The 26,565-nt window shown below is 67.7% G+C and carries 19 protein-coding genes; 8 read left to right on the top strand and 11 right to left on the bottom strand.

Going from position 1 to position 26,565, the window contains the following annotated elements:
- Positions 1-55 precede the first annotated feature (55 nt).
- From AC1DIX_RS15065 to AC1DIX_RS15075, 3 genes are all read left to right on the top strand, one after another.
- Complete coding sequence (locus AC1DIX_RS15065) at positions 56-502, top strand: MarR family winged helix-turn-helix transcriptional regulator (RefSeq protein ID WP_477325374.1); 447 nt, start codon at positions 56-58, stop codon at positions 500-502.
- Positions 499-2,004, top strand: a complete 1,506-nt coding sequence (locus tag AC1DIX_RS15070) for an MDR family MFS transporter (protein WP_477325376.1) — start codon at positions 499-501, stop codon at positions 2,002-2,004. The genes AC1DIX_RS15065 and AC1DIX_RS15070 overlap by 4 nt, the downstream gene beginning before the upstream one ends.
- Before the next feature lie 175 nt (positions 2,005-2,179).
- Positions 2,180-4,042 (top strand): glucokinase, encoded by a 1,863-nt coding sequence (locus tag AC1DIX_RS15075; protein ID WP_477325378.1) that lies wholly within the window; start codon positions 2,180-2,182, stop codon positions 4,040-4,042.
- A gap of 188 nt (positions 4,043-4,230) precedes the next feature.
- On the opposite strand, the gene AC1DIX_RS15080 is transcribed toward AC1DIX_RS15075, so the two are convergent.
- Positions 4,231-6,399 (bottom strand): TonB-dependent receptor plug domain-containing protein, encoded by a 2,169-nt coding sequence (locus AC1DIX_RS15080; RefSeq protein WP_477325380.1) that lies wholly within the window; start codon positions 6,397-6,399, stop codon positions 4,231-4,233.
- Positions 6,400-6,619: 220 nt separating this feature from the next.
- Between AC1DIX_RS15080 and AC1DIX_RS15085 the strand changes: the two genes are divergently transcribed.
- Positions 6,620-8,422, top strand: coding sequence for an FAD-dependent oxidoreductase (locus tag AC1DIX_RS15085; RefSeq protein WP_477325382.1), 1,803 nt, complete (start codon positions 6,620-6,622; stop codon positions 8,420-8,422).
- 3 nt (positions 8,423-8,425) lie between these two features.
- Positions 8,426-9,877, top strand: coding sequence for a nitrilase-related carbon-nitrogen hydrolase (locus AC1DIX_RS15090; RefSeq protein WP_477325384.1), 1,452 nt, complete (start codon positions 8,426-8,428; stop codon positions 9,875-9,877).
- On the opposite strand, the gene ahr is transcribed toward AC1DIX_RS15090, so the two are convergent.
- The 3 genes from ahr to AC1DIX_RS15105 all read right to left on the bottom strand — a co-directional run bounded on the left by ahr (position 9,844) and on the right by AC1DIX_RS15105 (position 15,321).
- The gene (gene ahr / locus AC1DIX_RS15095) at positions 9,844-10,866 is read right to left on the bottom strand and encodes an NADPH-dependent aldehyde reductase Ahr (protein ID WP_477325386.1); all 1,023 of its coding nucleotides are present in this window, start codon (positions 10,864-10,866) and stop codon (positions 9,844-9,846) included. The genes AC1DIX_RS15090 and ahr overlap by 34 nt on opposite strands.
- A gap of 98 nt (positions 10,867-10,964) precedes the next feature.
- Positions 10,965-13,703: an alpha-1,6-glucosidase domain-containing protein gene (locus AC1DIX_RS15100; RefSeq protein ID WP_477325388.1), complete on the bottom strand. Its 2,739-nt coding sequence runs from the start codon at positions 13,701-13,703 to the stop codon at positions 10,965-10,967.
- Positions 13,704-13,722: 19 nt separating this feature from the next.
- A complete protein-coding gene (locus AC1DIX_RS15105) occupies positions 13,723-15,321 on the bottom strand; it encodes a POT-type proton-dependent oligopeptide transporter (protein WP_477325390.1) in 1,599 nt (532 codons plus the stop codon).
- Between the two features lie 375 nt (positions 15,322-15,696).
- On the opposite strand from AC1DIX_RS15105, the gene AC1DIX_RS15110 reads away from it, so the two are divergent.
- The 3 genes from AC1DIX_RS15110 (at position 15,697) to AC1DIX_RS15120 (ending at position 19,462) form a co-directional block, all read left to right on the top strand.
- Complete coding sequence (locus AC1DIX_RS15110; protein ID WP_477325392.1) at positions 15,697-17,343, top strand: alpha-amylase family glycosyl hydrolase; 1,647 nt, start codon at positions 15,697-15,699, stop codon at positions 17,341-17,343.
- A 1-nt stretch (position 17,344) separates the two neighbouring features.
- Positions 17,345-19,180 (top strand): glucokinase, encoded by a 1,836-nt coding sequence (gene glk, locus AC1DIX_RS15115; protein WP_477325394.1) that lies wholly within the window; start codon positions 17,345-17,347, stop codon positions 19,178-19,180.
- Positions 19,181-19,303: 123 nt separating this feature from the next.
- Positions 19,304-19,462, top strand: a complete 159-nt coding sequence (locus AC1DIX_RS15120; protein WP_442123567.1) for a hypothetical protein — start codon at positions 19,304-19,306, stop codon at positions 19,460-19,462.
- A 43-nt stretch (positions 19,463-19,505) separates the two neighbouring features.
- Here the strand turns inward: AC1DIX_RS15120 and AC1DIX_RS15125 are convergent, their stop codons facing one another.
- From AC1DIX_RS15125 to AC1DIX_RS15155, 7 genes are all read right to left on the bottom strand, one after another.
- On the bottom strand, positions 19,506-20,777 hold the full coding sequence (locus AC1DIX_RS15125) for a glycerate kinase type-2 family protein (protein ID WP_477325396.1): 1,272 nt from the start codon (positions 20,775-20,777) through the stop codon (positions 19,506-19,508).
- Complete coding sequence (glxR, locus tag AC1DIX_RS15130) at positions 20,774-21,667, bottom strand: 2-hydroxy-3-oxopropionate reductase (protein ID WP_477253161.1); 894 nt, start codon at positions 21,665-21,667, stop codon at positions 20,774-20,776. The genes AC1DIX_RS15125 and glxR overlap by 4 nt, the downstream gene beginning before the upstream one ends.
- A gap of 29 nt (positions 21,668-21,696) precedes the next feature.
- Entirely contained in the window at positions 21,697-22,479 is a 783-nt protein-coding gene (gene garL / locus AC1DIX_RS15135) for a 2-dehydro-3-deoxyglucarate aldolase (RefSeq protein WP_477253159.1), read from the bottom strand.
- Positions 22,480-22,506: 27 nt separating this feature from the next.
- Positions 22,507-23,847, bottom strand: coding sequence for a glucarate dehydratase (gene gudD / locus AC1DIX_RS15140; protein WP_442123563.1), 1,341 nt, complete (start codon positions 23,845-23,847; stop codon positions 22,507-22,509).
- 26 nt (positions 23,848-23,873) lie between these two features.
- A complete protein-coding gene (locus tag AC1DIX_RS15145) occupies positions 23,874-25,166 on the bottom strand; it encodes an MFS transporter (protein ID WP_442123623.1) in 1,293 nt (430 codons plus the stop codon).
- A gap of 188 nt (positions 25,167-25,354) precedes the next feature.
- Positions 25,355-26,263, bottom strand: coding sequence for a LysR family transcriptional regulator (locus AC1DIX_RS15150; protein WP_477325398.1), 909 nt, complete (start codon positions 26,261-26,263; stop codon positions 25,355-25,357).
- A 12-nt stretch (positions 26,264-26,275) separates the two neighbouring features.
- Positions 26,276-26,565: porin (locus tag AC1DIX_RS15155; protein WP_477325400.1), on the bottom strand; the 290-nt coding region annotated here is incomplete at its 5' end.

Here is a 26,565-nt window from a genome sequence, read left to right on the forward strand (position 1 = left end):
TTGAAGCGGCGCGTGGTTTGCCGTAATATGGTTAGGTAGCCTACCTAATCTAATCATGACGACACGACAATCCGAACGCAGCGTGCAGCTCGCCGAAGAGCTGCGCGACGCCATCAAGCTGCTGGTGCGCGAAATCCGCCGCGACGCCGAGCGCCAGACCTCCGGGCTGTCGCTGATGCAGGCCATGCTGCTGGGCGCCGTCAGCCATCATCCGGGCATCGGCGTGGCCGAGCTGGCGCGCATGAAGCAGGTGCGCACCCCGACCATGAGCGCCCAGGTCAAGGCGCTGGAAGAGGCCGGCCTTCTGGCGCGCGGCGCCCCCGATCCCGAGGACCGCCGCCGCACCGGCCTGCAGCTCACCGAGGCCGGACAGGCCATCACCGACGAGATGCACGCGCAGCGCCTGGACTGGCTGGTCCAGCGCGTGGGCCGCCTCGACGCCGCGCAGCTGGATGCGCTGGCCGCCGCCATCGAACCCCTCAAGTCAATCGCGCGCCCATGACCCAGACTCCGCATACCACCGCTCATTGTCCCGCTCCGGCGCCGGTCTCCGAGAAGGAAATCCGCGCCGTCTACTTCGCCCTGATGGCCGTGCTCGGCCTGGGCGCCCTCGACCAGAGCATCGTCGCCACCGCGCTGCCGCGCATCGTCGCCGACCTCGGCGGCATGGCCCACCTGTCCTGGGTGGTGACCGCCTACGTGCTGGCCTCGACCGCCACCATGCCGCTGTACGGCAAGATGGCCGACCAGTACGGCCGCCGTCCGATGATCTTCACGGCCCTCGCCACCTTCCTGGTCGGTTCGGTGCTGTGCGGCCTGGCCGGCGGCATGACGGAGCTGATCGTGTTCCGCGCCATCCAGGGCATGGGCGCCGGCGGCTTCATGCCGCTGGCCCAGATCATCATCTCCGACCTGGTGGCGCCCAAGGACCGCGCCAAGCGCCAGGGCTCGATCGCCATCGTGTTCGCCGTCACCAGCGTGCTCGGCCCGGTGCTGGGTGGCCTGATGACCGACCTGCTGTCCTGGCACTGGATCTTCTTCATCAACCTGCCGGTGGGCGCCTTCGCCTGCTGGTCGATCGCGCGCTCGCTGCGCAAGCCCGTCGTCACGCACGCGCACCGCATCGACTACCTCGGCTCGGTCCTGCTGACCGGCAGCATCGTCTCGCTACTGCTGATCCTGGCCCTGGGCGGCACCGAGTGGGCCTGGAGCGCGCCGGAGATCAAGCTTTGCGCCGCGCTCACGGTGGTGCTGGGCGCCTGGCTGGTCGTGCACCTGCGCCGCGCCGCCGAGCCGGTGCTGCCGCCCGACCTGTTCGGCAACCGCGTGTTCAACCTGGCCAGCGCGGTGATGGCGCTGAGCTTCGTCGGCCTGATGGGATCGAGCGTGTTCTTCCCGCTGTTCTTCCAGCTCGTGATGGGCAGCAGCCCGGCGAATTCCGGCATGCTGACGGTGCCGATGATGGCCGGGATGATCCTGTCGTCGGCGGTGATCGGCCGCCTGGTTGCGCGAGCCAACAGGTACAAGGAGGTGCAGGTGGTGGGGCTGGCGGTGGCGGTGACCGCCTTCGGCATGCTGGCCTGGGCCATGGGCAGCGGCCGCGGCTACCTGTTCATCGAACCGCCGATCTTCCTGCTGGGCGCCGGCCTGGGCCTGGTGATGCCGAACATGACCATCGTCGTGCAGAGCGCGCTGCCGGTGGCGCGGCGCGGCGTCGGCACCGCCATGCTGACCTTCTTCCGCTCGCTCGGCGGCCTGCTGGGCGTGACCGGCTCCGGCGCGATCCTGGCCCACCAGTTGCACGCCCACGGCATCGAGGCGGCGGCCAGTGCCGGCACCGGCACGGTGCTCGACCCGGCCATGCGCGAGGTCTACCGGCACGCCATCGCCAACATCTTCGGCGCCGGTACCGCGATCGTGCTGGTGGCGCTGCTGATTTTGCTGTTCATGCCGGATGTGCGGGTGGAGGGGGCTTCGGTGCCGCAGCCGGCGCAGGCGGAGTAGTTAATAGCTCGTCGTCCCCGCGAAGGCGGGGATCCTAATAGCTCGTCGTCCCCGCGAAGGCGGGGATCCAAGTTTGTTTGCGTTTCGATAGCGCTGAGAGAACTTGGGTTCCCGCCTTCGCGGGAACGACGAGCGAGGCGTTTTGGCGCCAATCAATCAATGGTATCCTAGCGCAATGACCATCGAGCCCGACACCACCGAACAAAAGCAACCCCGCGCCGCCTATTCCGACGGCCCCCGCCTGCTGGCCGACATCGGCGCGACCCATGCGCGCTTTGCGCTGGAGAGCGCGCCCGGCGTGYTGCGCAACGTCGCCGTGCTGCTGTGCGACGACTATCCCGGCATCGTCGCGCTGCTGAACGCCTATCTGGCGCAGACCAACGGCGTGCGCATCAGCCATGCCGCCTTCGCGCTGGCGAATCCGATCAGCGGCGATTTCATCCGCATGACCAACCGCGACTGGCAGTTCTCGACCGACGAGGTGCGGCGCGCGCTCGGCCTGACCACGCTGCTGATCGTGAACGACTTCACGGCGCTGGCGATGGCGCTGYCTGGCTTCAAGCCGGAAGAGCTGCTGCAGATCGGCGGCGGCAAGCCGCAGCCGCATGCGGTGGCCGGCGTGCTGGGGCCGGGCACGGGTCTCGGTGTGTCGGGCGTGATCCCGACCGTCGACGGTTTCGTCACTCTCGGCAGCGAGGGCGGCCACGTCAACTTCGCACCGGCCGACGAGCGCGAATTCGCGATCCTGCAGTACGCCTGGCGCGAGTGGCAGCACGTGTCGAACGAGCGCCTGATCTCCGGCCCCGGCATGGAGATCATCTACCGCGCGCTGGCGCTGCGTAACAAGGCCGACGCGCCCAGCCGCAACGCCGCGGAGATCGTCAGCTGCGCGCTCGAGCAGAACGACCCGCTGTGCCTGGAAGTGCTGGAATGCTTCGCCGGCATGCTGGGCGGCGCCGCGGCCAACCTGGCGGTGACCCTGGGCGCCTTCGGCGGCATCTTCATCGGCGGCGGCATCGTGCCGCGCGTGGCGCAGTGGTTCGCCACGTCGCCGTTCCGCGCCCGCTTCGAAGCCAAGGGCCGCTTCTCGGATTACCTGGCGCAGATCCCGACCTACGTCATCATGACGCCGAATCCGGCCCTGTACGGCGTGGCGAGCATCCTGTCCGAGCACCTGCGCGGCCGCACCGGCGCCAACACCCTGATGGAGCGCGTGCAGCACCTGCAGCACGAGCTGTCGCCGGCCGAGCAGCGCGTGGCGACCCTGGTGCTCGAGCATCCGCGCAAGGTGCTGTCCGAGCCGATCGCCGAGATCGCGAAGCTGGCCGACGTCAGCCAGCCGACCGTGATCCGCTTCTGCCGCTCGCTGGGCTTTTCAGGCCTGGCCGACTTCAAGCTCAAGTTCGCGGGCAGCCTGACCGGCACCATCCCCGTGCGCCACAGCCAGGTGCGCATGACCGACAGCACCCACGACCTGTCGGCGAAAGTCATCGACAACACGGTATCGGCGATCCTGAAGTTCCGCGACCAGCTGGACGTGAACTCGATCGACCGCGCCATCGAGATTTTGCGCCGCGCCAAGCGGGTCGAGTTCTACGCGATGGGCAATTCGCGCGTGGTGGCGCTGGACGGCCAGCACAAGTTCTTCCGCTTCCGCATTCCGACCTCGTCCTATGGCGACTCCCACCTGTTCGGGCTGGCCGCCGAGCTGCTCGGTCCGGGCGACGTCGTGATCGCGATCTCGACCACCGGCCAGCTGCCCGAGCTGCTGTCGGCCGTCGACACCGCGCGCGCGGCGGGCGCCGACGTCATCGCCATCACCAGCAGCAAGTCGGCGCTGGCGCGGAAGGCCAGCATCTGCCTGGCGGTCGACCATAGCGAAGACAGCACGACCTTCCTCTCGATGATCTCGCGCATCCTGCAACTGCTCCTCATCGACATCATGGCGGTCGGGATCTCGCTGGGACAGGAGACCGGCGACAGCGGCGAAGGCGACAGCGAGCGCCGGCGCCTGCTGATCTCCCACCTGGACATCTGATCGACGGGTCCGGCTGGATCAAGAACGTTTCCGTATGGCATTCCACAATGAGGGATCTTCCCTCATTGGAGACTGCCATGATGCATCCGGATGACATCAAGCGGCTGGCGATCATGGCCACGCTGATCATGCTGTGCGCATTCTGTCCCGGCCCGGGCAGGGCGGCGGAACAGCCGTCCTCCGCTCCTTCAGAAGCTGGACTCGAGGGTCAGCTTCAGGCTCGGATGGCCGATGTTGGCGATCCGGTTGCGTAGGGTCGTCCCGCCGGCGAGGTCGGTGTAGCTGCGCTCGTTGACCATGTCCATTCCCAGCAGGTTGGCGGCGCTGATGCGCAGCCGGCTGCGCCTGTCGACCGGCCACAGCGCGTACAGTTCGAGATCGCGCTGTACGTGCAGCCAGGCCGCCTGGTTGGCCGCCACCGCCACCCGCCCGCCCTTGCGGAAGCCGAAGTTCGCACCTGCCGTCATCCGTTCGCCCTGGTAGTCGGCGCCGAGATTGGCCGACAGCGGCACCTGCTCGTCGAGCCGGTTATCGGGTCCCGGCACCCCATCCACATTGGACCAGTTGCGCGCGACGTTGGCGCGCAGTTCGAGCGGCGGCGCGCCATTCATCAGCGTCCGTAGCGGGAAGGCCGTCTCCACTTGCAGCGTACGGGTGCGCGCCTTGCCGACGTTGACGGGCAGGGCGATCCAGCGCGCGCCGTCGAACACCACCAGCGAGCGCGTGTAGTCGTCGATGCGGCGCATGGACGCGCTCAGCGCCAGCATCGCGCCTTCCGCCCAGCGGTGTTCCCAGGCGGCGTCGATGCCGAGCGCCAGTTCCGGTCTCAAGCTCGGGTTGCCCTCGGTATCCGGCTCGGCCGGGTTGTTGTTGACCGAGGTGTAGCGGTGCGGCAGCAGCTGCTCCATGCCGGGCGCCTTGTAGGTGCGCGCCACGGCCAGCCGCAGCTGGTCGTCCTTCATGCCGGGCGGCCTGTACAGCACCTGCAGCACCGGGCTGAAGACGCCTGAGCGCGAGCGCGCCGTGCCGAAGGTGTTGCCGTCGGCCTCGATGCGTACGCCCTCCCAGCGCGCGCCGAGGTAGAGCGAGAGTTGCGGTGTGAGCGTCCACTCGTCCTGGGCATAGCCCGCCAGGCGCGCCACGTGGCCGCTGTCATGTTCGTCGCCGGCGGGAATGGGCGCCGCGGGGTCGAGGTAGTCGCGCTCGCGCCGCGCATCGCCGCGGCGATCCCAGGCGCCATCCCAGCCCAGCGCCAGCGCATGGCCGTCGAACAGCGGCACCGTATATTTGCCGGTCGTGCTCAGGCCGCGGTCGCGGCCGCGCGAATCGATGCTGCGCGTGAGCGGCCCGACTGCCGGATTGCCGCCGGCCGTGCGCCGGGTCGTGTTGTCGGTGCGGCTGGCGGAGACGCCGAGCCTGGCCTCCAGCCGCGCGCCGGACGCCAGCGCATGCGTCCATTCCAGGGTGCTGCGCAGGACGTCGTTGTCGTTGGCCATCCCGAACTGCTTGTCCGGATAAGGCGGAAGCTCGCCGAGCACGGTGGCGGTGGGCGCATTCACGCCGATGCGGAAGCGGTTCAGGTTCAGGAAGGTCTCCAGGCCGAGCGTATCGCCGCCGTCGAGCTTCCACTGCAGTTTGGGTGTCAGGTTCAGGGTCGTCATCCTGCCGTCCTCGTGGCCGGCCGTGGTGCGCAGCAGGGTCCGGCGGCCGGCGGCGTCGGTGGCTTCATCGCGGCCCGGCGCCTCGCCGCGAAAGCCGTCGTGCACCAGGCTGCCCGCCAGTTCGTAGCCGAAGGCGCCGTCGCGGTCGGCCAGGCGCAGGCTGGCGTTCGGACTACGGGTGTCGCGCCCGATGCCGTAGCCGATCTTCAGCTCGCGTTCGGGCTTGCGCACCGTTTTCTTCAGCACGATGTTGATGGTGCCGGCGATGCCCTCCATCGAAAACTCGGCGCTGGCGGCGCGCATCACTTCGATGCGCTCGACCATCTCGGGCGCCAGGGTGTCGACCTGCATGCCGGCGGGCGGGCGTTCGCCGTTCACCAGCAGCTGCGTGTAGCCGCTGCCCAGGCCCTGCATGCGCACCTCGCCGCCACGGCCGGCGGCGCCGCTCACGGTCACGCCCGGGATGCGCTTCAGGACCTCGAGCAGCCTGGTGTCGCCGTAGCGTACGATCTCGTCGTGGCGGACGACGGTCTTCATGGCGGTATCGTCGCGGCGCGCATCGTAGGCGGCCGTGCTGCCTCGCACCTGCACCTGCTGGACCGCCGCGCCGGCGCCGGTTTGCTGGGCATGGGCGGAAAGTGCGGCGCCCAGGGCGGCGGGCAGGAGGGCGAGGCGCGACAGGCGGCGCTGAAGCATGGGGACAGGTCGGGCAGGCGGCATGGGCGGATTCTCCTTGTTGGTATGGCATTGCGTTACAAATGTAGCGTTAACTTCCATGTAATAGCAATGTAAATTTCTATCACATGGAAGGTTGCCACTTCGCCCCCGGCCAATCCCGTTTCGCCACAAAGCGTTTGCCCGGCCGTCCGGCTTCCTGCATCCTTGTTGCGCACAAACCAACAACGAGGGATGAAGCATGAAACGACGCGAGGTTTTGAAAGCTTCCCTGGGTGCCGCGCTGGTAGCGGGCGGCCTGCCCGGACTGGCGCGGGCGCAGGCGAAGGGGAAGGCGGTGCTGTACCGCGTGCGCCCCGGTACGCCCGGCTGGCCAGGCGCCGCCGACTGGGAAGGCCTGCGCCGCGCCACCTCCGGACGGCTGCTGAAGCTGGCCTCGCCCTTCGCCGGCTGCGCCACCGATGCCAGCGCCTGCGCGGCGACCCGCGAGCAGCTGAAGAATCCCTACGCCGTCGGCGACAATCCCGCGTTGACCCAGACCAGCGGCTGGCAGGACGCCTGGCTGTCGCAGCCGAGCGCCTATGCGGTCGCGGCGCGCAATGCGCTTGACGTCGCCGCCGCCGTAAACTTCGCCCGCACCCACAAGCTGCGCCTGGTGGTCAAGGGCGGCGGCCACAGTTACAAGGGCGGCTCGAACGCGCCGGATTCGCTGCTGGTGTGGACCCGCGCCATGAACGACGTCACCCTGATCGACGCCTTCGTGCCGCAAGGTGGCACGCAGGCCGAGGCGCTGCCGGCGGTGAGCGTCGGCGCCGGCGCGATGTGGATCGACGCCTACACGGCCGTGACCACCAAGGCCGGCCGCTACGTGCAGGGCGGCGGCTGCACCACGGTGGGCGTGGCCGGGCTGGTGACGGGCGGCGGCTTCGGCAGCTTCTCGAAGCGCTACGGCACCGCCGCGGCCAGCCTGCTCGAAGCGGAAATCGTCACCGCCGACGGCCAGGTCCGGATCGCCAACGCGCACACCAATCCCGAGCTGTTCTGGGCCCTCAAGGGCGGCGGCGGCGGCACCTTCGGCGTGGTCACGCGGCTCACCCTGCGCACCCACGAACTGCCGGCGACCTTCGGCGGCGTGTTCGGCGACATCACGGCGGATTCGGACGCGGCATTCAAGGCCCTGGTCGCACGCTTCATCGCCTTCTACCGCGAGCGCCTGTTCAACGAACACTGGGGCGAGCAGGTGTCCCTGCGCGAGGGCAGGAAGCTGCACCTGGCGATGGTCTTCCAGGGCCTGGACGGCGCCCAGGCGAAGGCGGTCTGGGCACCCTTCCTCGACTGGGTGCGCGCCAGCGGCGACTACAGCTTCAAGGAGCCGACCATCATGGCGGTGCCGGCGCGCCGCTTCTGGGACGCGGCGTTCTGGGAAAAGACCGCGCCCGCCATCATGGCGCGCGACGACCGCGAAGGCGCGCCGGCCCATCACGCCGTGTGGCAGGGCGACCGCGACCAGGTCGGCTGGTATATCCACGGCTACGAGTCGAGCTGGCTGCCGGCCGGCCTGCTGGAAGAGGGCGCGCAGGCGCGGCTGGTGGACAGCCTGTGCGCGGCTTCGCAGCAGTGGTGGGTCGGGCTGCACTTCAACAAGGGGATCGCCGGCGCGCCGCCGCAGGCGCTTGCGGCGACCCGCGATACGGCGACCCACCCCGGCGTGGTCGATGCCTTCGCGCTCGCCATCATTGCCGGCGGCGGCGATCCGGCCTATCCCGGCATGCCTGGCGCGAAAGTCGACGAACAGGAGGCGCACCGCCGCGCCGCCAAGATCCGCCGGGCGATGGACCCGCTGCGCAAGGTGGCGCCGAATGCCGGCACCTATGTCTCGGAAAGCGACTTCTTCCAGCAGCGCTGGCAGGATACCTACTGGGGACCCAACTATCCGAAGCTGCTGCAGGTGAAGGAGCGCTACGATCCGGACGGCCTGTTCACGGTCCGCCATGGCGTGGGCAGCGAGCAATGGAGCGCGGACGGTTTCACGCGCAAGGCCTGAGCGATGCGCATCGATCGTAAGCACTTGCTCAACGCCGCGCTGGCGGTTCTCGGCGGGTTGATGCTGCGCTGGAGTTTCGGCCTGCATCCGGTCTGGTGGCTGGCCTGGGTGGCGCCGGCGCCGCTGCTGGTGGCCGCGCTGCGCAGCTCCAAGCGCGCGGCCCTGGGCTGGTCTTTGCTGGCCGGCCTGATCGGCGCCAGCGCCGACCTGCACTACCACACCCTGGTGATGCCGCTGGCGCCGGCGCTGTTCGTGACCCTGCTGCTGGCGCTGTTGTGGGTGCTGGTGGTGTCGCAGGCGCGGCGCGTGATGCTGGCGTTCCCGTCGCCGTGGACGGTGCTGGCTTATCCGCTGATGTGGTGTGCGGCGGACACCCTGCTGGCCCACTTTCACCCGGACGGCAACTTCGACAGCATCGCCTATTCCCAGGCCGGCTTCCCGCCCGCGCTGCAGCTCGCCTCGCTGCTGGGCGTGTCCGGGTTGGTGTTCGTGCTGTCGCTGCCGCCGGCCGCGCTGGCGTGGGCGGCCGTGCACGGCTGGCGGGCGGCGCGCTGGCCGCTGGCCGCTTCGCTGCTGCTGGCTGCCGGCTGCCTGGGCTTCGGCTTTGCCCGCATCCCGGCGGCTGTGCCGGCGCAGGGAGAGCTGGTCGGCATGGCGGTGATCGACGATTTCATCGGCCCGCGCGTACCGGCCGCCCAGGTCGAACGCATCTGGACGCAGTACGAGCACCACGTCGACACCCTGGCGGGGCAGGGCGCGCGGCTGGTGCTGCTGCCCGAGAAGATCGCGGTGCTGCGGCCGGCGCAAGCGGAGCCGCTGCGATCGAGGATGGCGGCGCTGGCTGCCCGCGCCAAGGTCTGGCTGGCCCTGGGTGTCGGCATCGACGACGGCCACAGGACCAACCGCCTGTGGCTGTTCGCACCCGACGGCAGGCTCGCCGCCGACTACGTCAAGCACCACCTGGCGCCGCCCGAGCGCGACTTCGCCGCCGGCTCCGCCTTCGCGGTGCAGGCGATGGCGGGACACCGCTATGGCCTGGCGATCTGCAAGGACGTGCATTTTGCAGCGATGGGACGCGACTATGCGGAACTGGGCGCCCAGGCCCTGCTGGTGCCGGCCTGGGACTTCGGCGAGGACGGCGACTATGCGGCGCGCCTGTCCGCCATACGCGGCGTGGAAACCGGCATGCCGATGCTGCGCGCGGCGCGCGAAGGCCTGCTGACGATCAGCGATGCCTACGGCCGCGTGACGGCGTCGACGTCCTCGGCGGCGCTGCCCGGCGCGACCCTGCTGGGCCGGGTGCCGGCGGCGCTGCCGGGAACGACGCCCTACACCCGCAGCGGCGACCTGTTCGGCTGGCTGTGCACGGCGGCGGCACTGCTGCTGGCCTGCTTCGGCGGCCACCGCTGGACTGGCCTCGTCTACGCGAAATCGGCGTCGAGCACGATCCGGTAACTGGCCTTGCCGGCACGCAGGTGGTCCATCGCCTCGTTGACCCGGCTCATCGGGAAATGCTCGACCTTGGGCGCGACGTGGTGATGGGTGGCGAAGCGCAGCATGGTGTCGATCTGGGCGCGGCTGCCGGTCGGCGAGGCCGATATCGCGCGCTGTCCCATCACCAGGCTCATCACCTGCACCGGCACCGGTTCCAGCACGGCGCCCAGGAAGTGCAGGCGGCCGCCGGGCGCCAGCAAGCCGATCACGGCATCCCAGTCGAGCGGCGCGTTGGCGGTGATGAAGACGAAGTCGAAGCTGCCCGCCAGGCGCTGCATGTCGGCTTCGGAGCGGCTCGACGCCACATGGTGGGCGCCGAAGGACATCGCCTCCTGCACCTTGCTGGGCGAGGAGGTGAAGGCCGTGACCTCGCAGCCCCAGGCCTTCGTGAACATCAGGGCCATGTGCCCCAGTCCGCCGATGCCGAACACCGCCACCCGCGCGGTCGGCGGCACGTGCAGCTGCAGCAGCGGCGCGAACACGGTGATGCCGCCGCACAGCAGTGGCCCGGCATTGCCCGACGCCAGCGCATTCGGGATCGGCACGCTCCACACCCAATGGGCGCGCACGCGGTCGGCAAAGGCGCCGTGGTGGCCGACGATGGTCGCCTGCACGGTCTCGCAGAGCTGGAAGTCGCCGCGCAGGCAGGCCGCGCAATGCTGGCAGCTGCGCACGTTCCAGCCGACGCCGACGCGCTGGCCGAGCCTCAGGCCCTTGGTCTGCGCGATGGCGCCGAGGCCGACCACGCGCCCGATCGCTTCGTGTCCCGGCACGAAGGGATAGGTGGTGATGCCCCATTCATTGTCGAGCATCGACAGGTCGGAGTGGCAGACGCCGCAATACTCGACCTTGATCTCGACGTCTTCCGGGTCCAGCGGCCTCGGATCGTAGTCAAAAGGAACAAGCTGGCCGCCCGCGGACTGTGCGGCCCAGGCCCGGATCTTTTCCATGCCGGTTCTCCCTGAAGTGAGGGAGAAAGTCTAGCACCGGCGCTGCTCAAGGCGTGTTTCGTTTCTGCCTGGATGCGTCAGCGCCGGTGCCAAGCGCCTCAGTCCTCCACGAACACCACCGCCGTGCGCGGCGGAATGCTGAACGCGCCGGTGGCCGGATCGAAGCTCGCCTGGCTCGCGCGCTTGTCGGCCACGTTCGGTGCCAGGAACACCGGATGCAGGCGCAGCGCCTTGCCGGCCACCTGGGGATCGGTCACGGTGTGGCCGACCTTGTCGACGTTGATGAAGTAGCTGATCCCCCTGTAGTTAGCTCCCGGATAGTTGGCGCCCGCGTAGCCTTCGCCATTCAGGTGGGCGGCGACCACGGTCGGGTTCTGGCTTGAACCGGTGTTGAAGAAGCGCAGGCGGCGCTTGATCTCCGCGGCGCTCGGCAGGCGGAACAGCGTCGAGCTGGCGCGGATCGCCAGCAGGTCGCGGAAGGCGTCGCGCGCGAAGGCGATATCCGATGGCGCCGGCTTGAAGACCGGGTTGGCCAGCAGGGGTTGCAGCAGCGCGTAGTCCTTGCCGTTGTCGTCAAGCGGCGGCAGGCCGGTACCGAAGTAGTTGTCGCGGTAGGTCCAGTCGAGGCGGTTGAACCAGTCGCCCGAGTTGAAGCTGTTGCGGTCCAGGGACTTCGACCGCAGCACGTCGATGCCGGCGTGATAGTAGGCGATGCCTTGCGCGAAGGCGTCGACGGCCATGCCCAGCACCTGCACGCGGGCGCGCTCGAACGACGGGGTCGAAGCCGGCAGCTTGAACACGTTGTTGTCGAACAGGGTCTGGTTGTCGTGGTTCTCGACGTAGTTGACGACTTCCGACGGCTCGCTGGCGTAGCCGGCCGGCTGGCCGCCGTAGTCGATCGCTTCGAGCGGCACGGTCTTGTCGTCGAAGGTCTGCAGCGGATAGCTGCGGATCGAGCCCGCCAGGCCGGCGCGCACCATGTCGGCGGCGCGCAGCAGTTCGCGCTGATCGTGCTGGCCGTGGCCGTTCGGGTCGTAGACCAGGCCGTTGATCCAGCCCTGGCGCGCGAACAGCGCTTCGCCGGAATCGCCGGCCGAGCCGCCGCGCACGGCGTCGCGGGTGCGGTCGTTGAAGGTGCCGATGCCGCTGCCGTTCAGCGAGAGCTGGGAAGCCTGCACGAAGCGCGCGCCGTTGGCGACTTCGCCGAAGTTCCAGCCTTCGCCGAGCAGCTGCACCGGATGGCCGGCGGCGGCGTTCACGGTCCGCTGCAGCTGTTCCATGGTGGCGCGCGGCTGGTGCCCCATCAGGTCGAAGCGGAAGGAATCGATCTTGTACTGGGTCGCCCACAGGGCCACCGAATCGATCATCAGCTTGCCCATCATGAGGTTTTCGGTGGCCGTGTTGTCGCAGCAGGTCGAGCGTTCGATGCCGCCGCTGGCGTTCAGGCGGTGGTAGTAGCCGGGCACGATGCGGTCGAGCACCGACTTCTCGTTCTGGCCGGCGATGAAGGTGTGGTTGAACACCACGTCCATGCCGACCCGCAAGCCCAGCTTGTGCAGGCCGTCGACCATCTCGCGGAACTCGACCACGCGGCGCGCACCGTCGCCCGGATCGGTGGCGTAGCTGCCTTCCGGCGCGTTGTAGTGGTAGGGATCGTAGCCCCAGTTGAAGCAGTCGGTTTCCGCGGTCTTCCTGACCAGCGCCTGCTGGGCCTCGCTGTCCGGCGCGCCGGAAGGCTTGGGCACCGCGCAGCCCGCTTCCGGCACGCTGCCGATGTCGTAGACGGGCAGCAGGTGGATGTCGGTCAGGCCGCTCTTCGCCAGCGCGGCCAGGTGACGCATGCCGTTCGAGTCGGGGCGGGTGAAGGCGCCGTACTTGCCGCGCAGGCGTTCCGGCACGCTGGCGTCGTTGATCGAGAAGTCGCGCACGTGCAGCTCGTAGACCACCATGTCGGTCGGGGCCTTGACCGTCTGCGGCGCCGGCGTGGTATCCCAGCCGGCCGGCTTCAGGCGCGGCGAATCCAGGCGCGCGACGTAGCTGCGCTTCGAGTCCGTGGTCAGGCTGATCGAATACGGATCGGTGACCAGGTTGCGCACGATGCCACCGCCGTCGACCGGCACGTCGACCGCATACTTGTAGTACTTGCCGGTGAGGTCGCCCGGCACCGCGGCGTTCCAGGCGCCGGTGGCCGGATCGAAGGCCAGCTGGTAGACGGCGCGCGCGGTCGAGCTGCCCGTGTTGTAGACGCAGACGGCGGCCTGGCGGGCGGTCGGCGCCCACAGGCTGAAGCTCGTACGGTTGCCGGCGATGTCGACGCCGAGCTTGTCCAAGTTGCCGGCGGCCGCATACAGGTCGTCCAGCGCGCCCGCCACCTGCACGCGCGTGGCCGAGCGCACGATGCCTTGCGCATCTTCCTGCACCAGCACCAGCTGCTGGCGGTGCAGCTCGCCCATCTTCGACACGTCGGCATCGATCAGCTGCAGCACCGGACCGGCGCCGACCCATTTGAAGCGCTCCGCCAGCGCCCGCGGCACGGCGCCCTTGTCGAGGGAAAGCGTCAGCGCGCCCATGCTGCCGGCAACCTTGCCGCCGACGGGCGCGGCGATCGAACCGGTGGGCGAGTGGTAGAGCTTGAACACGCCGTCCGCGGAGGCGCCGGGGAAGGCGATCAGGCGCCGGTCGAGCCAGACGGCGCGCGCATCGAAGGATGCCGCCGCCGGGTGCAGCACGGTCTGGAAGGACTTGCTGTCGCAGGCTTCGGGAGAGATCGCGGCGTGGACGCCGCTGCTGGCCAGCAGGGACAGGAGGCCTGCAGCGGTAAGGGTTTTGCTTGTCATCGGATAGCCAATCTAAAAATCACGCGGCTGCCTCGGTGCGGTAGTTATCGACCACGCGGTAGCGGGTCGCGTACCAGCCGAACACCAGCGCCGCAAGGAAGGCGAAGGCCGCAAAGAAGTACATCTGGAAGGCCATCACGCCCAGGCCGGTATTGGCGATATGGCCGAGCACCGCCTCGTTCTTGACGCTGGCGTTCACGATCAGCACCCACAGGCTGCCGACCGTGACGGCCAGCGACCAGAAGGCCATGATCACGCCCTTCATCGAGCTTGGCGCCTGGCTGTAGGCGAATTCGAGGCCGGTGGCCGAGACCAGCACCTCGCCCATGGTCAGCAGGGCATAGGGCAGGATCTGCCAGGCCATCGAGACCGGGGTGCCGCCATCCATCACGACCTGGATGGTGCCGATCGCCACCCAGGACAGGGCGGACAGGGCGATGCCGGCGGTCATGCGGCGCAGCGCGGTCGGCTCCCAGCCGAGTTCGCGCAGCAGCGGGAACACGGCGATATTGTTGAAGGGGATGAGCAGCATCACCAGCAGCGGGTTCAGGGCCTGCATCTGCGCCGGCTCGAAGCGGAATTCGCTGCCGAACAGCGAGAGGGTGGGGCGCATCATCGAATTGGCCTGCACGATCCAGGTCGAGGCCTTCTGGTCGAACAGGGACCAGAACGGCGTCACCAGCGCGAACACGATCAGGATGCGCAGCACGCCGCGCACGCCGTCGACGGCGTCATCTGGATGCAGGCCGCGCGCCCGCTCCAGCTGCAGCGCCACGCCGATGCCGCCGAAGGCCAGCAGCAGCACCAGCGCCGTGCAGGCGGCGATCACGAAGCCCCAGCTCGGGGTCATGGCCAGCGAGACCACGGCGCCGACGGCGCCGACGCTGGCCACCGCCAGGCCCGGACGGCCTTCGCGCCCATCAACCGAGCGTTTGGCCAGCAGGGCGCTCTTGGCCACGTTGAGGAAGGAGTGCGGATTCGGGGGGCTCGGCGGCACGTGCACGTACTTCTTGCGGCCGCTCCAGAACACCAGGGTCGCGACCAGCATCAGGATGCCGGGGATGCCGAAGGCGACCGAGGCGCCGTAGTCGCGCAGGAAGATCGGCATCAGCAGCGAAGCGAAGAAGGAGCCGAAGTTGATGATCCAGTAGAAGGCATCGAAGACCAGCTTGGCCTTGTGCTTGTTGGTATGGTCGAACTGGTCGCCCACGAAGGACGACACCAGCGGCTTGATGCCGCCCGAGCCCAGCGCGATCAGGAACAGGCCCAGGTAGAAGCCCTGCAGGTGGTTCTCGAAGGCGGCCAGGCAGGCGTGACCCGCGCAGTAGACGAGGCTGAGCCAGAGCACGGTGTTGTACTTGCCGAAGAAGCGGTCGGCCAGCCAGCCGCCCAGCAGCGGGAAGAAGTAGACGCCGATGACGAAGGTATGGAACACGTGCTTGGCCTCGCCGGTGCGCTCGGCCTCGGGCAGGAACAGCAGCAGCGAGGAGATCAGGAAGGGCGTCAGGATGTTGCGCATGCCGTAGAAGCTGAAGCGTTCGCAGCCTTCGTTGGCGATGATGAAGGGGATCTGGCGGGGCATGCGGCCGGTTTGGACCGGGGGCGGGTTCTGGGTCATTGAGGCGTCTCCTGTGCTCGGCTTGTTCAGTCGCCGTTGGCGTTGAAACGTCGTCCCCGCGCAGGCGGGGATCCAAGTTGCATGCATCTCGGCAGCGCAACGAACTTGGGTTCCCGCCTTCGCGGGAACGACGGCATTGCCGCGATGCTATGCAAGCAAGCCCAGCTTGGCAACAAGAACTTCTTTGGCAAGTTCGCCACCCTAACATCGAATCTGTAGTTTGACTACTATAGAGCCATATATTCTTCAGTTGGATTTTCGATAAGCCAATGATTTTCAAGGATATTTACGAAAACTCATCATTTTCCTCCCGATTGTCAGTCCAGTATTGATGCTGTATATTGCGTAAAAATTTACCAATCGGACACCATCATCATGAGCACTCCCGACGCCAACAATCCGTGGTGGAAAGAAGCCATCATTTACCAGGTCTATCCGCGCAGCTACCTCGACACCGATGGCGACGGCGTCGGCGACCTGCCCGGCATTACCGCCAAACTCGATTACATTGCCGGCCTGGGCGTGGACATCGTCTGGCTGTCGCCCTTCTTCAAGTCGCCGCAGAAGGACTTCGGCTACGACATCGCCGACTACTGCGACGTCGATCCGATGTTCGGCAGCCTGGCCGACTTCGACGCCCTGGTCGCCAAGGCGCATAGCCTGGGCCTGAAGATCATGATCGACCAGGTGATGTCGCACACCGCCGACAACCACCCGTGGTTCGTCGAGAGCCGCTCCAGCCGCGACAACCCGAAGTCCGACTGGTATGTGTGGGCCGACCCGCTCGCGGACGGCAACCCGCCGAACAACTGGCTGTCCGTGTTCGGCGGTTCGGCCTGGCAGTGGGATACCCGCCGCAAGCAGTACTACATGCACAACTTCCTGGTCAGCCAGCCGCAGCTCAACTTCCACAATCCGGACGTGCAGCAGGCCCACTTGGATGCCCAGCGTTTCTGGCTCGAGCGCGGCGTCGACGGCGTGCGCATGGATGCCTGCGTCTTCCACTTCCACGACCGCCAGCTGCGCAGCAATCCGCCGGCGCTGGTGCGCGACACCTCGACCGTGACGGACGTGAACCCCTACGGCATGCAGGCCCACATCTACGACAAGACCCAGCCGGAGAACATCGCCTTCCTGCAGCGCGTGCGCGCCCAGCTCAACGAGTTCGGCGCGGTGTCGATCGGCGAAGTCTCGTCCGACGATGCGCTGGCCCAGATGGCCGAGTACACCGAAGGCGGCGACAAGCTGCACATGGCCTACAGCTTCAACCTGCTGACGCCGGAATTCAGCGCGGCCCACATCCGCAAGCAGGTCGAGGAATTCAATACCCGCGTGAAGGATGGCTGGGCCTCCTGGTCGGTCGGCAACCACGATGCGATCCGCGTGGCGACGCGCTGGGCGCGTGGGGACTCGGTTGCGAAACCTTCGCCGGCGCTGTCGAAGCTGGTGCTGGCGATCCAGCTGTCGCTGAAGGGCACCCCCTGCCTCTACCAGGGCGACGAGCTGGCGCTGCCGGAAGCGGACGTTCCCTTCGAACTGCTGCAGGACCCCTACGGCATCACCTTCTGGCCGGAGTTCAAGGGCCGCGACGGCTGCCGCACCCCGATGCCCTGGACCGCACATGACGCGAACGGCGGCTTCACCACCGGCAAGCCCTGGCTGCCGGTGCCGGCCGAGCACCTGGCTTTGGCGGAAGATCTGCAGGACAAGGATCCGCAGTCGATGCTGAACTTCCAGCGCACCATGATCCACTGGCGCCGCACCATGCCGCAGCTGACCCGCGGCGAGATCGCCTTCTACGACGTGCCGGAACAGGCGCTGGCCCTGCGCCGCGACCTGGACGGCTACCCGTCGGTGCTGGCCGTGTTCAACACGACCGACCAGCCCTTGACATTCGACTGGCCGCAAGCGGCCGGCGCCAGCAGGCTCGAAGGCCATGGCATGCCGGGCGAGGTGGCGGGCGGCACCGTGAACCTGCCGCCGTATGGCGCCTGGTTCGGCAGCCTGGCAGCGAAAGCCTGATATGCAGGAGCTGCCGGATCATGTCCGCACCGCCTTCGCCGACGGCCCGCGCCTGCTGGCCGACATCGGGGCGACGCACGCACGCTTCGCCCTGCAGACGGCGCCCGGCACCTACCGCTCGGTACGCGTGCTGAGGTGCGACGAGTTCGACGGCATCGTTCCGCTGCTGCGCTTCTACCTGTCCGAACATGAGGACGTGCGCCTGAACCATGCGGCGCTGGCGCTGGCCAATCCGGTCGACGGCGACTACGTACGCATGACCAACCGGCCCTGGGCCTTTTCGACCGACGAGGTGCGGCGCGAGCTGGGCCTGTCCACGCTGCTGATCGTGAACGACTTCACGGCGCTGGCGATGGCGATTCCGGGCCTGAAGCCGGAGCACCTGATGCAGGTGGGACCGGGCAAGCCGGTGCCGCATGCGGTGCTGGGCGTGCTGGGGCCGGGCACCGGCCTGGGCGTGTCCGGCGGGATCCCGACCGTGGACGGTTTCGTCACCCTCGGCAGCGAGGGCGGCCACGTCAACTTCGCACCCAGCGACGAGCGCGAGTTCGCGATCCTGCAGGCCGCCTGGCGCGAGTGGACCCACGTGTCGAACGAGCGCCTGATCTCCGGCCCCGGCATGGAGATCATCCACCGCGCGCTGGCCGCGCGTAACGGCGTGGATGCGCCGGCGCGCGATTCGGCCGCCATCATCGCCGCCGCGCTCGACGACAAGGACCCGCTGTGCCTGGAAGTGCTGGAGTGCTTCTGCGGCATGCTGGGCGCCGCCGCGGCCAACCTGGCGGTGACCCTGGGCGCCTTCGGTGGCATCTTCATCGGCGGCGGCATCGTGCCGCGCCTGGGCGAGTGGTTCAAGAGCTCGCCCTTCCGCGCCCGCTTCGAAGCCAAGGGCCGCTTCTCGGGTTATATCGCCGACATTCCGACCTATGTCATCAGCACGCCGCACGTCGCCTTCGACGGCGTGGCGAACATCCTGTCCGAGCACCTGCGCGGACGCAGCGGCGACAACACGCTGCTGGACCGCATCCGCCAACTGCAGCCGGAACTGACCCCGGCCGAGCAGCGCGTCGCCAGCCTGGTGCTGGAGCAGCCGCGCCTGGTGCTGAACGAGCCGATCGCCGGCATCGCGAAACTGGCCGACGTCAGCCAGCCGACCGTGATCCGCTTCTGCCGCTCGCTCGGCTTCCTCGGCCTGGCCGACTTCAAACTCAAGTTCGCGAGCTCGCTGACCGGCTCGATCCCGGTGCGCCACAGCCAGGTGCGTCACAGCGACAGCACCCACGACCTGTCGGCCAAGGTGATCGACAACACCGTCTCGGCGATCCTGAAATTCCGCGACCAGCTGGACGTGCGCGCGATCGACCGCGCGATCGAGCTGGTGAGCCGCGCCAAGCGCATCGAGTTCTACGCGATGGGCAATTCGCGCGTGGTGGCGCTGGACGGCCAGCACAAGTTCTTCCGCTTCCGCATCCCGACCGCGCTGTACGGCGACTCCCACCTGTTCTCGCTGGCGGCCGACCTGCTGGGACCGGGCGACGTGGTGGTGGCGATCTCGAACTCCGGCCGCCTGCCCGAGCTGCTGGGCGCCGTCGACAAGGCGCGCGCGGCCGGCGCCGACGTCATCGCGATCAGCAGCAGCGACTCGCCGCTGGCAAGGGGGGCCAGCGTGGTGCTGGCGGTCGACCACCCGGAAGACAACACCAGCTTCCTGTCGATGATCTCGCGGGTGCTGCAGCTGCTCCTCATCGACATCATGGCGGTGGGGGTGTCGGTGGACGTGCACCACGCGCGTTCATCGGCGACGCCGCCGGCCCTCATTTCCCATCTTGATAGCTGAGATTCAGCGGCGGCGCCAGCCATTTGCTTGAGTGATGACTGGCATCAGAACATGTCATTGGACGATATATCGGCATGTCTTTAACATGGTCACCAATCCCGAATCCTCTTCGAAAGGTGCATCATGTCCAACCAGTCCAGCGCAGTCGCCCAGATGGAATCGATGGCTTCCCCGGCTTTCCGCCAGCCGGGCGAAAGCTTCTGGCGCAGCCTGTTCAATGCGTGGGTGGCCTCGTATGGCAACCGCGTCGACCCGGAAGGCAACGTGATGATCGAGGGCTGAGTCAGCCCCAAAACCGTCATTTCCGCTTTCGCGGGGATGACGGTTATTCCACCAGCACCGCCCGAAAATCGTTCACGTTCGTGAGCGTCGGCCCGGTCACCACCGAATCTCCAAGCGCCCCGAAGAAGCCGTGCCCGTCGTTGTCCTGCAGCGCATCGGCCGGCCTGATTCCCAGCGCCCACGCCCGCGCCAGCGACTCCGGCGCCAGCACCGCGCCGGCGATCTCTTCCTGGCCATCGACGCCATCGGTATCCCCGGCCAGCGCGTGGATGCCCGCCTGACCCTCAAGCGCCAGTCCCAGCGACAGCAGGAATTCGACATTCCGTCCGCCGCGTCCCTGGCCACGCACCGTCACCGTGGTCTCGCCGCCGGACAGCATTACGCAGGGTCTGGCGAAAGGCTGGTTGTAGTCCGCCACCTGGCGCGCCATGCCCGCCATCGCCTTGCCGACGTCGCGCGCCTCGCCCTCGATCGCATTGCCGAGAATGTAGGGCGTGATGCCGGCTTCGCGTGCGACCGCGGCCGCCGCTTCCAGCGCCATCTGCGGCGTCGCGATCATCCGCGTCTCGCAGCGTGCCAGGCGCGGGTCGCCCGGCTTGACCGATTCGCCGCGTCCGCTCTCCAGCACTTCGCGCACCGCCGCCGGCAACTCGATGCCGTAGCGGCGCACGATGGCCAGCGCGTCAAGGCAGGTGGTCGGGTCGCCGACGGTCGGGCCGGAGGCGATGTCGCAGGGACGGTCGCCCGGCACATCCGAGATCAGCAAGGTGACCACGCGCGCCGGATGGCAGGCCGCCGCCAGCCGTCCGCCCTTGATTGCCGACAGGTGGCGCCGCACGGTGTTCATTTCACCGATGGTGGCGCCGGAGGCCAGCAGGGCGCGGTTGACCGCCTGCTTGTCTTCCAGCGTGATGCCGTCGAGCGGCAAGGGCAGCAGCGAGGAGCCGCCGCCCGAGATCAGGCAGATCACGGTGTCATCAAGCGTCAGGCCGCCGACCAGTTCCATCATGCGCCCGGCCGCGCGCAGGCCGGCTTCGTCCGGCACCGGATGCGCGGCTTCGACGATCTCGATGCGCTGGCAGGGCACCGCATAGCCGTAGCGCGTGACTACCAGGCCGGAGATCGGCCCGGGCCAGTGCTGCTCCAGCGCCCGCGCCATCGCGGCCGAGGCTTTGCCGGCGCCGATCACGATGGTCCTGCCGGCGCCGGGCTCGGGCAGGTGCGGCGGCACGCAATGTCCGGGCTGCGCGGACTCGATCGCAGCGTCGAACATCTTCAGCAACAGCTGGCGCGGGCTCGAATGCGGCGCGTTCATTTTTGCTGCTGGCCGATTTCGAAATTCGCCATCATTTCCAGCGCGCGCACCATGCCCGAGTGGTCCCAGCCGGCGCCGCCGTGGGCCGCGCAGCTGTTGAACAGTTCCTGGGCGGTGGCGGTGTTCGGCAGCGAGACGCCGATCGCGCGCGCGCTCGACAGCGCCAGGTTCAGGTCCTTCTGGTGCAGTTCGATGCGGAAGCCCGGGTCGAAGGTGCGCTTGACCATGCGCTCGCCGTGCACTTCCAGGATGCGCGACGCCGCGAAGCCGCCCATCAGCGCCTGGCGCACCTTGGCCGGATCGGCGCCCATCTTCGATGCGAACAGCAGGGCTTCGCCCACCGCCTCGATGTTCAGGGCGACGATGATCTGGTTGGCCACCTTGCAGGTCTGGCCGGCGCCGTTCTCGCCCACCAGGGTGATGTTCTTGCCCATCAGTTCGAACAGCGGCTTGACGCGGTCGAAGGCCGCTTCCGAACCGCCCACCATGATGGTCAGGCTGGCCGCCTTGGCGCCGACTTCGCCGCCGGAGACCGGGGCGTCGACGTAGTCGCAGCCGAGGGCCTTGATGCGTTCCGCGAATGCCTTGGTCTCGACGGGGGAGATCGAGCTCATGTCGACGACCACCTTGCCCGGCGACAGACCTTCGGCCACGCCGTTCTCGCCGAACAGGGCCGATGCCACGTGCGGCGTATCCGGCACCATTGTGATGATGACGTCGGCGTTCTGTGCCACTTCGCGGCTGGAAGCGCAGGCCTTGCCGCCTGCCTCGACCAGCTCGCCCGGCACGCTGCCGTGGGTGTACAGGAAGACTTCATGGCCGGCCTTGATCAGGTGGCCCGCCATCGGGGTGCCCATGATGCCCAGGCCGATGAATCCGATTTTGCTCATTTCCTTATCTCCGTATCTGTTCGTGTCTTTTACAGCGCGTACTTGTCGCGCAGGCCCTGGGTGGCGGCGCGGAACAGGCCCTGGTCGCTGCCGACGGCCACCATGGTCGCACCCATCTCGATGTAGCGGCGGGCGTCGCTTTCCACCGGCGCCAGGATCCCGACCGGAATGCCGGCGGCCTTGGCGGCGGCGAACACGCGCTGCATCGCTTCCTGCACTTCCGGATGGCCGGCATTGCCCAGGTAGCCGTAGCCGGCCGCCAGGTCGGACGGGCCGATGAAGACGCAGTCGACGCCGTCCACCGCGCAGATGGCCTCGATGTTGGCGACCGACACCCGGCTTTCGATCTGCAGCGCCACCGTGATGTTGCGGTTGCTGACGTTGTGGTAGTCCGGGATGGTGCCGAAGCGGTTGCCGCGCATCGACACCGACACGCCGCGCACGCCTTCCGGCGCATAGCGGGTCGCGGCGATGGCCTGGGCCGCTTCCTCGGCGGTCTCGACGAAGGGGATCAGGAAGTTGTAGAAGCCGGCGTCGAGCAGGCGCTTGATCTGCACCGTATCGTTCGACTGCGGGCGCACCACCGGCGCGCTTGGGCTGTCCTTCAGCGCCATCAGCTGCAGGATGAAGCTGTTCAGGTCATTCGGCGAGTGTTCGCCGTCGAGCAGCAGCCAGTCGAAGCCGGCCAGGCCGAGGATCTCGGTGGTGAAAGGGTTGGCCAGCGAAGACCAGCAGCCGATCAGCTGTTTGCCCTCGCGCAGGTCTTGCTTGAAGCGGTTCGGGATGCCGCTGTAGGGAGTGGTGGTGTTCATGATGGTCTCCGATTAGCGGAAAAATGATCAGCGCACCAGGCAGGGGCGCTTGTTGTCGAAGGTCCAGTTGGGGACCAGGAATTGCATTGCGGCGGCGTCGTCGCGCGCGCCCAAACCCATGTTCTTGTAGGCCTGGTGCGCCTTTTCCAGCTCGGCCTCGTCGATCTCGATGCCCAGGCCCGGCTTCGACGGAATGCGGACCAGGCCACCCTCGATCTTGAGCGGTTCTTTGGTCAGGCGCTGGCCGTCCTGCCAGATCCAGTGGGTATCGATGGCGGTGACCTTGCCGGGGGCGGCGGCGCCGACGTGGGTGAACATGGCCAGCGAGATGTCGAAGTGGTTGTTCGAGTGCGAGCCCCAGGTCAGGCCGAACATCTCGCACAGCTGGGCCACGCGCACCGAACCCTGCATGGTCCAGAAGTGCGGGTCGGCCAGCGGAATGTCGACCGACTGCAACTGGATCGAATGGGCCATCTGGCGCCAGTCGGTGGCGATCATGTTGGTCGCGGTCGGCAGGCCGGTGGCGCGGCGGAACTCGGCCATCACTTCGCGGCCCGAGAAGCCGCCCTCGGCGCCGCAGGGATCCTCGGCATAGGCCAGCACGCCGTGCTTGTCGCGGCACACGCGGATCGCTTCCTTGAGCGACCAGGCGCCGTTCGGGTCCAGCGTGATGCGGGCGTCCGGGAAGCGCTCGTGCATGGCGACGACGGCTTCCATTTCCTCGTCGGCGGACAGCACGCCGCCCTTCAGCTTGAAGTCGTTGAAGCCGTAGCGTTCGCGCGCCGCTTCGCACAGGCGCACCACGGCTTCCGGCGTCAGCGCTTCCTCGTTCCGCAGGCGGAACCAGGCGCTGCCGGCGTCCGGCTCGCTGCGGTAGTCCAGGTTGGTCTTCTTGCGGTCGCCGACGTAGAACAGGTAGCCCAGCATCTCGACGGCGTCGCGCTGCTGGCCTTCGCCCAGCAGGCTTGCCACCGGCACGTTCATGAACTGGCCCAGCAGGTCGAGCAGGGCCGACTCCACCGCGGTGACGGCGTGGATGGTGGTGCGCAGGTCGAAGGTCTGGTTGCCGCGTCCACCGGCATCGCGGTCGGCGAAGGCCTTGCGCATCGCATTCAGGATGTTGTTGTACTCGCCCAGGGTCTTGCCGACGATGAGGGGTTTCGCATCCTCGATGGTCTGGCGGATCTTCTCGCCGCCCGGCACTTCGCCCAGGCCGGTATTGCCGGCGCTGTCGGTGAGCAGGACGATGTTGCGGGTGAACCAGGGGCCGTGGGCGCCGGAGAGGTTCAGCAGCATGCTGTCCCGGCCGGCCACGGGAACGACGCGCAGGTCGGTGACGACGGGGGCGCCGGATACGTAAGTAGTCATGGATGCGTCCTTTGAAACTTGTAGATTTACTTTGCGATCAGCGATTTGCTCAGGCTGACGCGCTTGATGTCGCCGACGATGAACAGGTAGCAGGCGATCGCCAGTGCCGCGTTGGCGCCGACGAAGACCAGCGCGCCGGAGAAGGAACCGGTGCCCTGCACGATGTAGCCGATGACGATCGGGGTGGTGATGCCGGCGGTGTTGCCGAAGGTGTTGAACAGTGCGCCGCTCAAGCCGCCGGCTTCCTTCGGCGAGGTGTCCGACACCACCGCCCAGCCCAGCGCGCCGACGCCCTTGCCGAAGAAGGCCAGCGACATCACGGCGACCACCAGCATGTCGGTCTCGATATAGTTACAGGCGATCATGCTCATCGACATCAGCATGCCGAGCACGATCGGCACCTTGCGCGACACCGACAGCGAATAGCCGCGCTTGGCCAGGCGGTCCGACAGCCAGCCGCCGCTCACGCCGCCGATGAAGCCCGCGATCGCCGGCAGCGAGGCCACGAAGCCGGCCTTCAGGATGGTCATGTGGCGCTCCTGCACCAGGTAGACCGGGAACCAGGTCAGGAAGAAGTAGGTGAGGGTGGTGATGCAGTACTGGCCGATGTACACGCCCAGCAGCATGCGGTTGCCCAGCAGTTCCTTGATGGCGGCGAAGGTGTTGACCTGGGCCGGGGCTTTCTGGGCGCCGTCGAGGTCGACCAGGGCGCCGCCTTCCTGGATGTATTTCAGTTCGCTCTGGCTGACCGAGGGATGGTCCTTCGGTGCGTAGATGACCTTGAGCCAGACGAAGGCCATCACGATGCCCAGGCCGCCCATCACGTAGAACACGCTGTGCCAGCCGTAGGAATGCACCAGCCAGCCCATGATCGGCGCGAACAGCACGGTGGCGAAGTACTGCGCCGAGTTGAAGATGGCGGCGGCCAGGCCGCGCTCGTTGGTCGGGAACCATGCCGAGGCGATCCGGCTGTTACCCGGGAAGGAAGGCGCTTCGGCGGCGCCGACCAGCAGGCGGAGGGTGAACAGCATGGCCACCGCGGCGCCGCCGGCGACGAAGCCGGTGGCGCCGGTCAGCATCGTGAAGACCGACCACAGGAAGATGCTGAAGAAGTAGGTGATCTTGGAACCGAAGCGGTCCAGCAGCCAGCCGCCCGGGAGCTGGGCGATCACATAGGACCAGGCGAAGGCGGAAAACACGAAGCCCATCTGGACCGCATCCAGGCCGAGTTCCTTCTTGATGCCCGGCGCGGCGATCGAGATCGTGGCGCGGTCGGCGTAGTTGATGGTGGTGATGACGAACAGCATGGCGAGAATCATCCAGCGCGTGCGGGTCTGGACTTTGGCGGCGCTGGCAGCCCTGATGGCTTGTGCTTGTTCCACAAGTGTCTCCTGATGTCGTTGTATCGCTCCGGCCGGCGGCAGGAGTCCGATCGATGTATGTTTTTATGACACCAATCTTAGTCCGCCAATCATGCTCAACCAAACCAATGACTGTCTGAATCGATTCAAGAATTGGATCGTTGGCCGCGTACGAATGCAGGCAGGATATCGCGCCGGAAGATGTCCAGGATCGGGTTGTTATTGTCGCGGCGGTAGGCGCAGATGGTCTGTACGGGCTCCGGCGGCTCGGTGGCCATCGTGCGCAGTACGACCCCGCGCAGCTGCAGGCGCGCTGCCGCGGTGGGTATCAGCGCCACGCCCACGCCCGAGCTGACCAGGGCCAGCATGGTGTGGATCTGGCCGATGTGCTCGACCACGTCGGGCGTCACGCCGGCGGCGTCGAAGCAGTTGTTCAGCAGCTGGTAGAAATAACGCGCCTCGTAGGGCGAGTACATCAGGAAGGGCTTGCCGTGCACGCAGGCCAGGGTCGGCCGCTCCGGCCAGTCGGCCGCCTCGCGCTCGGGAATCGCCAGCATCAGTGGTTCCGTCGCCATCAGCACGGTCTCGAGTTCGCCGTGGCGCGCGTGGGGGCGCATCAGACCGATGTCGAGCTGGCCGCTGTCCAGTCCTTCGAGCTGGGACGTGGTGACCAGTTCCTTGAGCGTGAGCGAGATGCCGGGCGCGCGCTCGCGCAGGCGCCGCACCAGGTCGGGCAGCGGGCCGTAGCCGAAGGCGGCGGTGAAGCCGATCGCCAGCGAGCCTTGTTCGCCCTTGGCGACCCGGCGTGCCGTCACCACGGCCTCGTCGGCCATGCGCAGGATGCGCGCGGCTTCGGGAAAGAAGGCCTTGCCGGCCGCCGTCAGGCGCACGCCGCGGCTGCTGCGGTCCAGCAGGCGGGTGCCGACGTGGTGTTCGAGCAGCTGGATCTGGCGGCTCAGCGGCGGCTGCGTCATGTTCAGGCGCTCGGCGGCGCGCCCGAAATGCAGCTCCTCCGCCACCGCGACGAAGCAGCGGACCTGGCTGATCTCGAACATCCAGTCTCCTCTTTAAAAACTATGGCGGATACCCAGGTTGTAACCGGTATTGCCGGTGCCAGTCTCGGTATTGTTTGCCACAGTGTAGCCTGCGCCGTTCTTGTTGTTGATATGGGCGTAGGCCGCGTACAGGCCGGTGCGCTTGGACAGGCCATACAGGTAGCCGATGCCCCAGGAATTGGCGTCCTGGTTGAAGCTGGTGCGGTCGTCCTTGTGCATGACCGAAGCCATCAGCGTGCCCGGGCCGATCGCCGCGGAGATGCCCAGCAGGACCGAGCGTCCGTCTAGCGACGGGGTCGGCT

This window comes from Massilia sp. 05N420 (assembly GCF_056397205.1).

Excerpts from the sequence above, each read along its gene's own strand:
- AC1DIX_RS15105 (WP_477325390.1), bottom strand. The coding sequence starts at position 15,321 with ATGACCCAGAACCCGCCCCCGGTCCAAACCGGCCGCATGCCCCGCCAG.
- AC1DIX_RS15110 (WP_477325392.1), top strand. The coding sequence starts at position 15,697 with ATGAGCACTCCCGACGCCAACAATCCGTGGTGGAAAGAAGCCATCATT.
- AC1DIX_RS15090 (WP_477325384.1), top strand. The coding sequence starts at position 8,426 with ATGCGCATCGATCGTAAGCACTTGCTCAACGCCGCGCTGGCGGTTCTC.
- ahr (WP_477325386.1), bottom strand. The coding sequence starts at position 10,866 with ATGGAAAAGATCCGGGCCTGGGCCGCACAGTCCGCGGGCGGCCAGCTT.
- garL (WP_477253159.1), bottom strand. The coding sequence starts at position 22,479 with ATGAACACCACCACTCCCTACAGCGGCATCCCGAACCGCTTCAAGCAA.
- AC1DIX_RS15100 (WP_477325388.1), bottom strand. The coding sequence starts at position 13,703 with ATGACAAGCAAAACCCTTACCGCTGCAGGCCTCCTGTCCCTGCTGGCC.
- AC1DIX_RS15065 (WP_477325374.1), top strand. The coding sequence starts at position 56 with ATGACGACACGACAATCCGAACGCAGCGTGCAGCTCGCCGAAGAGCTG.
- AC1DIX_RS15150 (WP_477325398.1), bottom strand. The coding sequence starts at position 26,263 with ATGTTCGAGATCAGCCAGGTCCGCTGCTTCGTCGCGGTGGCGGAGGAG.
- AC1DIX_RS15125 (WP_477325396.1), bottom strand. The coding sequence starts at position 20,777 with ATGAACGCGCCGCATTCGAGCCCGCGCCAGCTGTTGCTGAAGATGTTC.
- AC1DIX_RS15080 (WP_477325380.1), bottom strand. The coding sequence starts at position 6,399 with ATGCTTCAGCGCCGCCTGTCGCGCCTCGCCCTCCTGCCCGCCGCCCTG.
- AC1DIX_RS15145 (WP_442123623.1), bottom strand. The coding sequence starts at position 25,166 with ATGATTCTCGCCATGCTGTTCGTCATCACCACCATCAACTACGCCGAC.
- AC1DIX_RS15085 (WP_477325382.1), top strand. The coding sequence starts at position 6,620 with ATGAAACGACGCGAGGTTTTGAAAGCTTCCCTGGGTGCCGCGCTGGTA.
- AC1DIX_RS15070 (WP_477325376.1), top strand. The coding sequence starts at position 499 with ATGACCCAGACTCCGCATACCACCGCTCATTGTCCCGCTCCGGCGCCG.
- gudD (WP_442123563.1), bottom strand. The coding sequence starts at position 23,847 with ATGACTACTTACGTATCCGGCGCCCCCGTCGTCACCGACCTGCGCGTC.
- glk (WP_477325394.1), top strand. The coding sequence starts at position 17,345 with ATGCAGGAGCTGCCGGATCATGTCCGCACCGCCTTCGCCGACGGCCCG.
- glxR (WP_477253161.1), bottom strand. The coding sequence starts at position 21,667 with ATGAGCAAAATCGGATTCATCGGCCTGGGCATCATGGGCACCCCGATG.
- AC1DIX_RS15120 (WP_442123567.1), top strand. The coding sequence starts at position 19,304 with ATGTCCAACCAGTCCAGCGCAGTCGCCCAGATGGAATCGATGGCTTCC.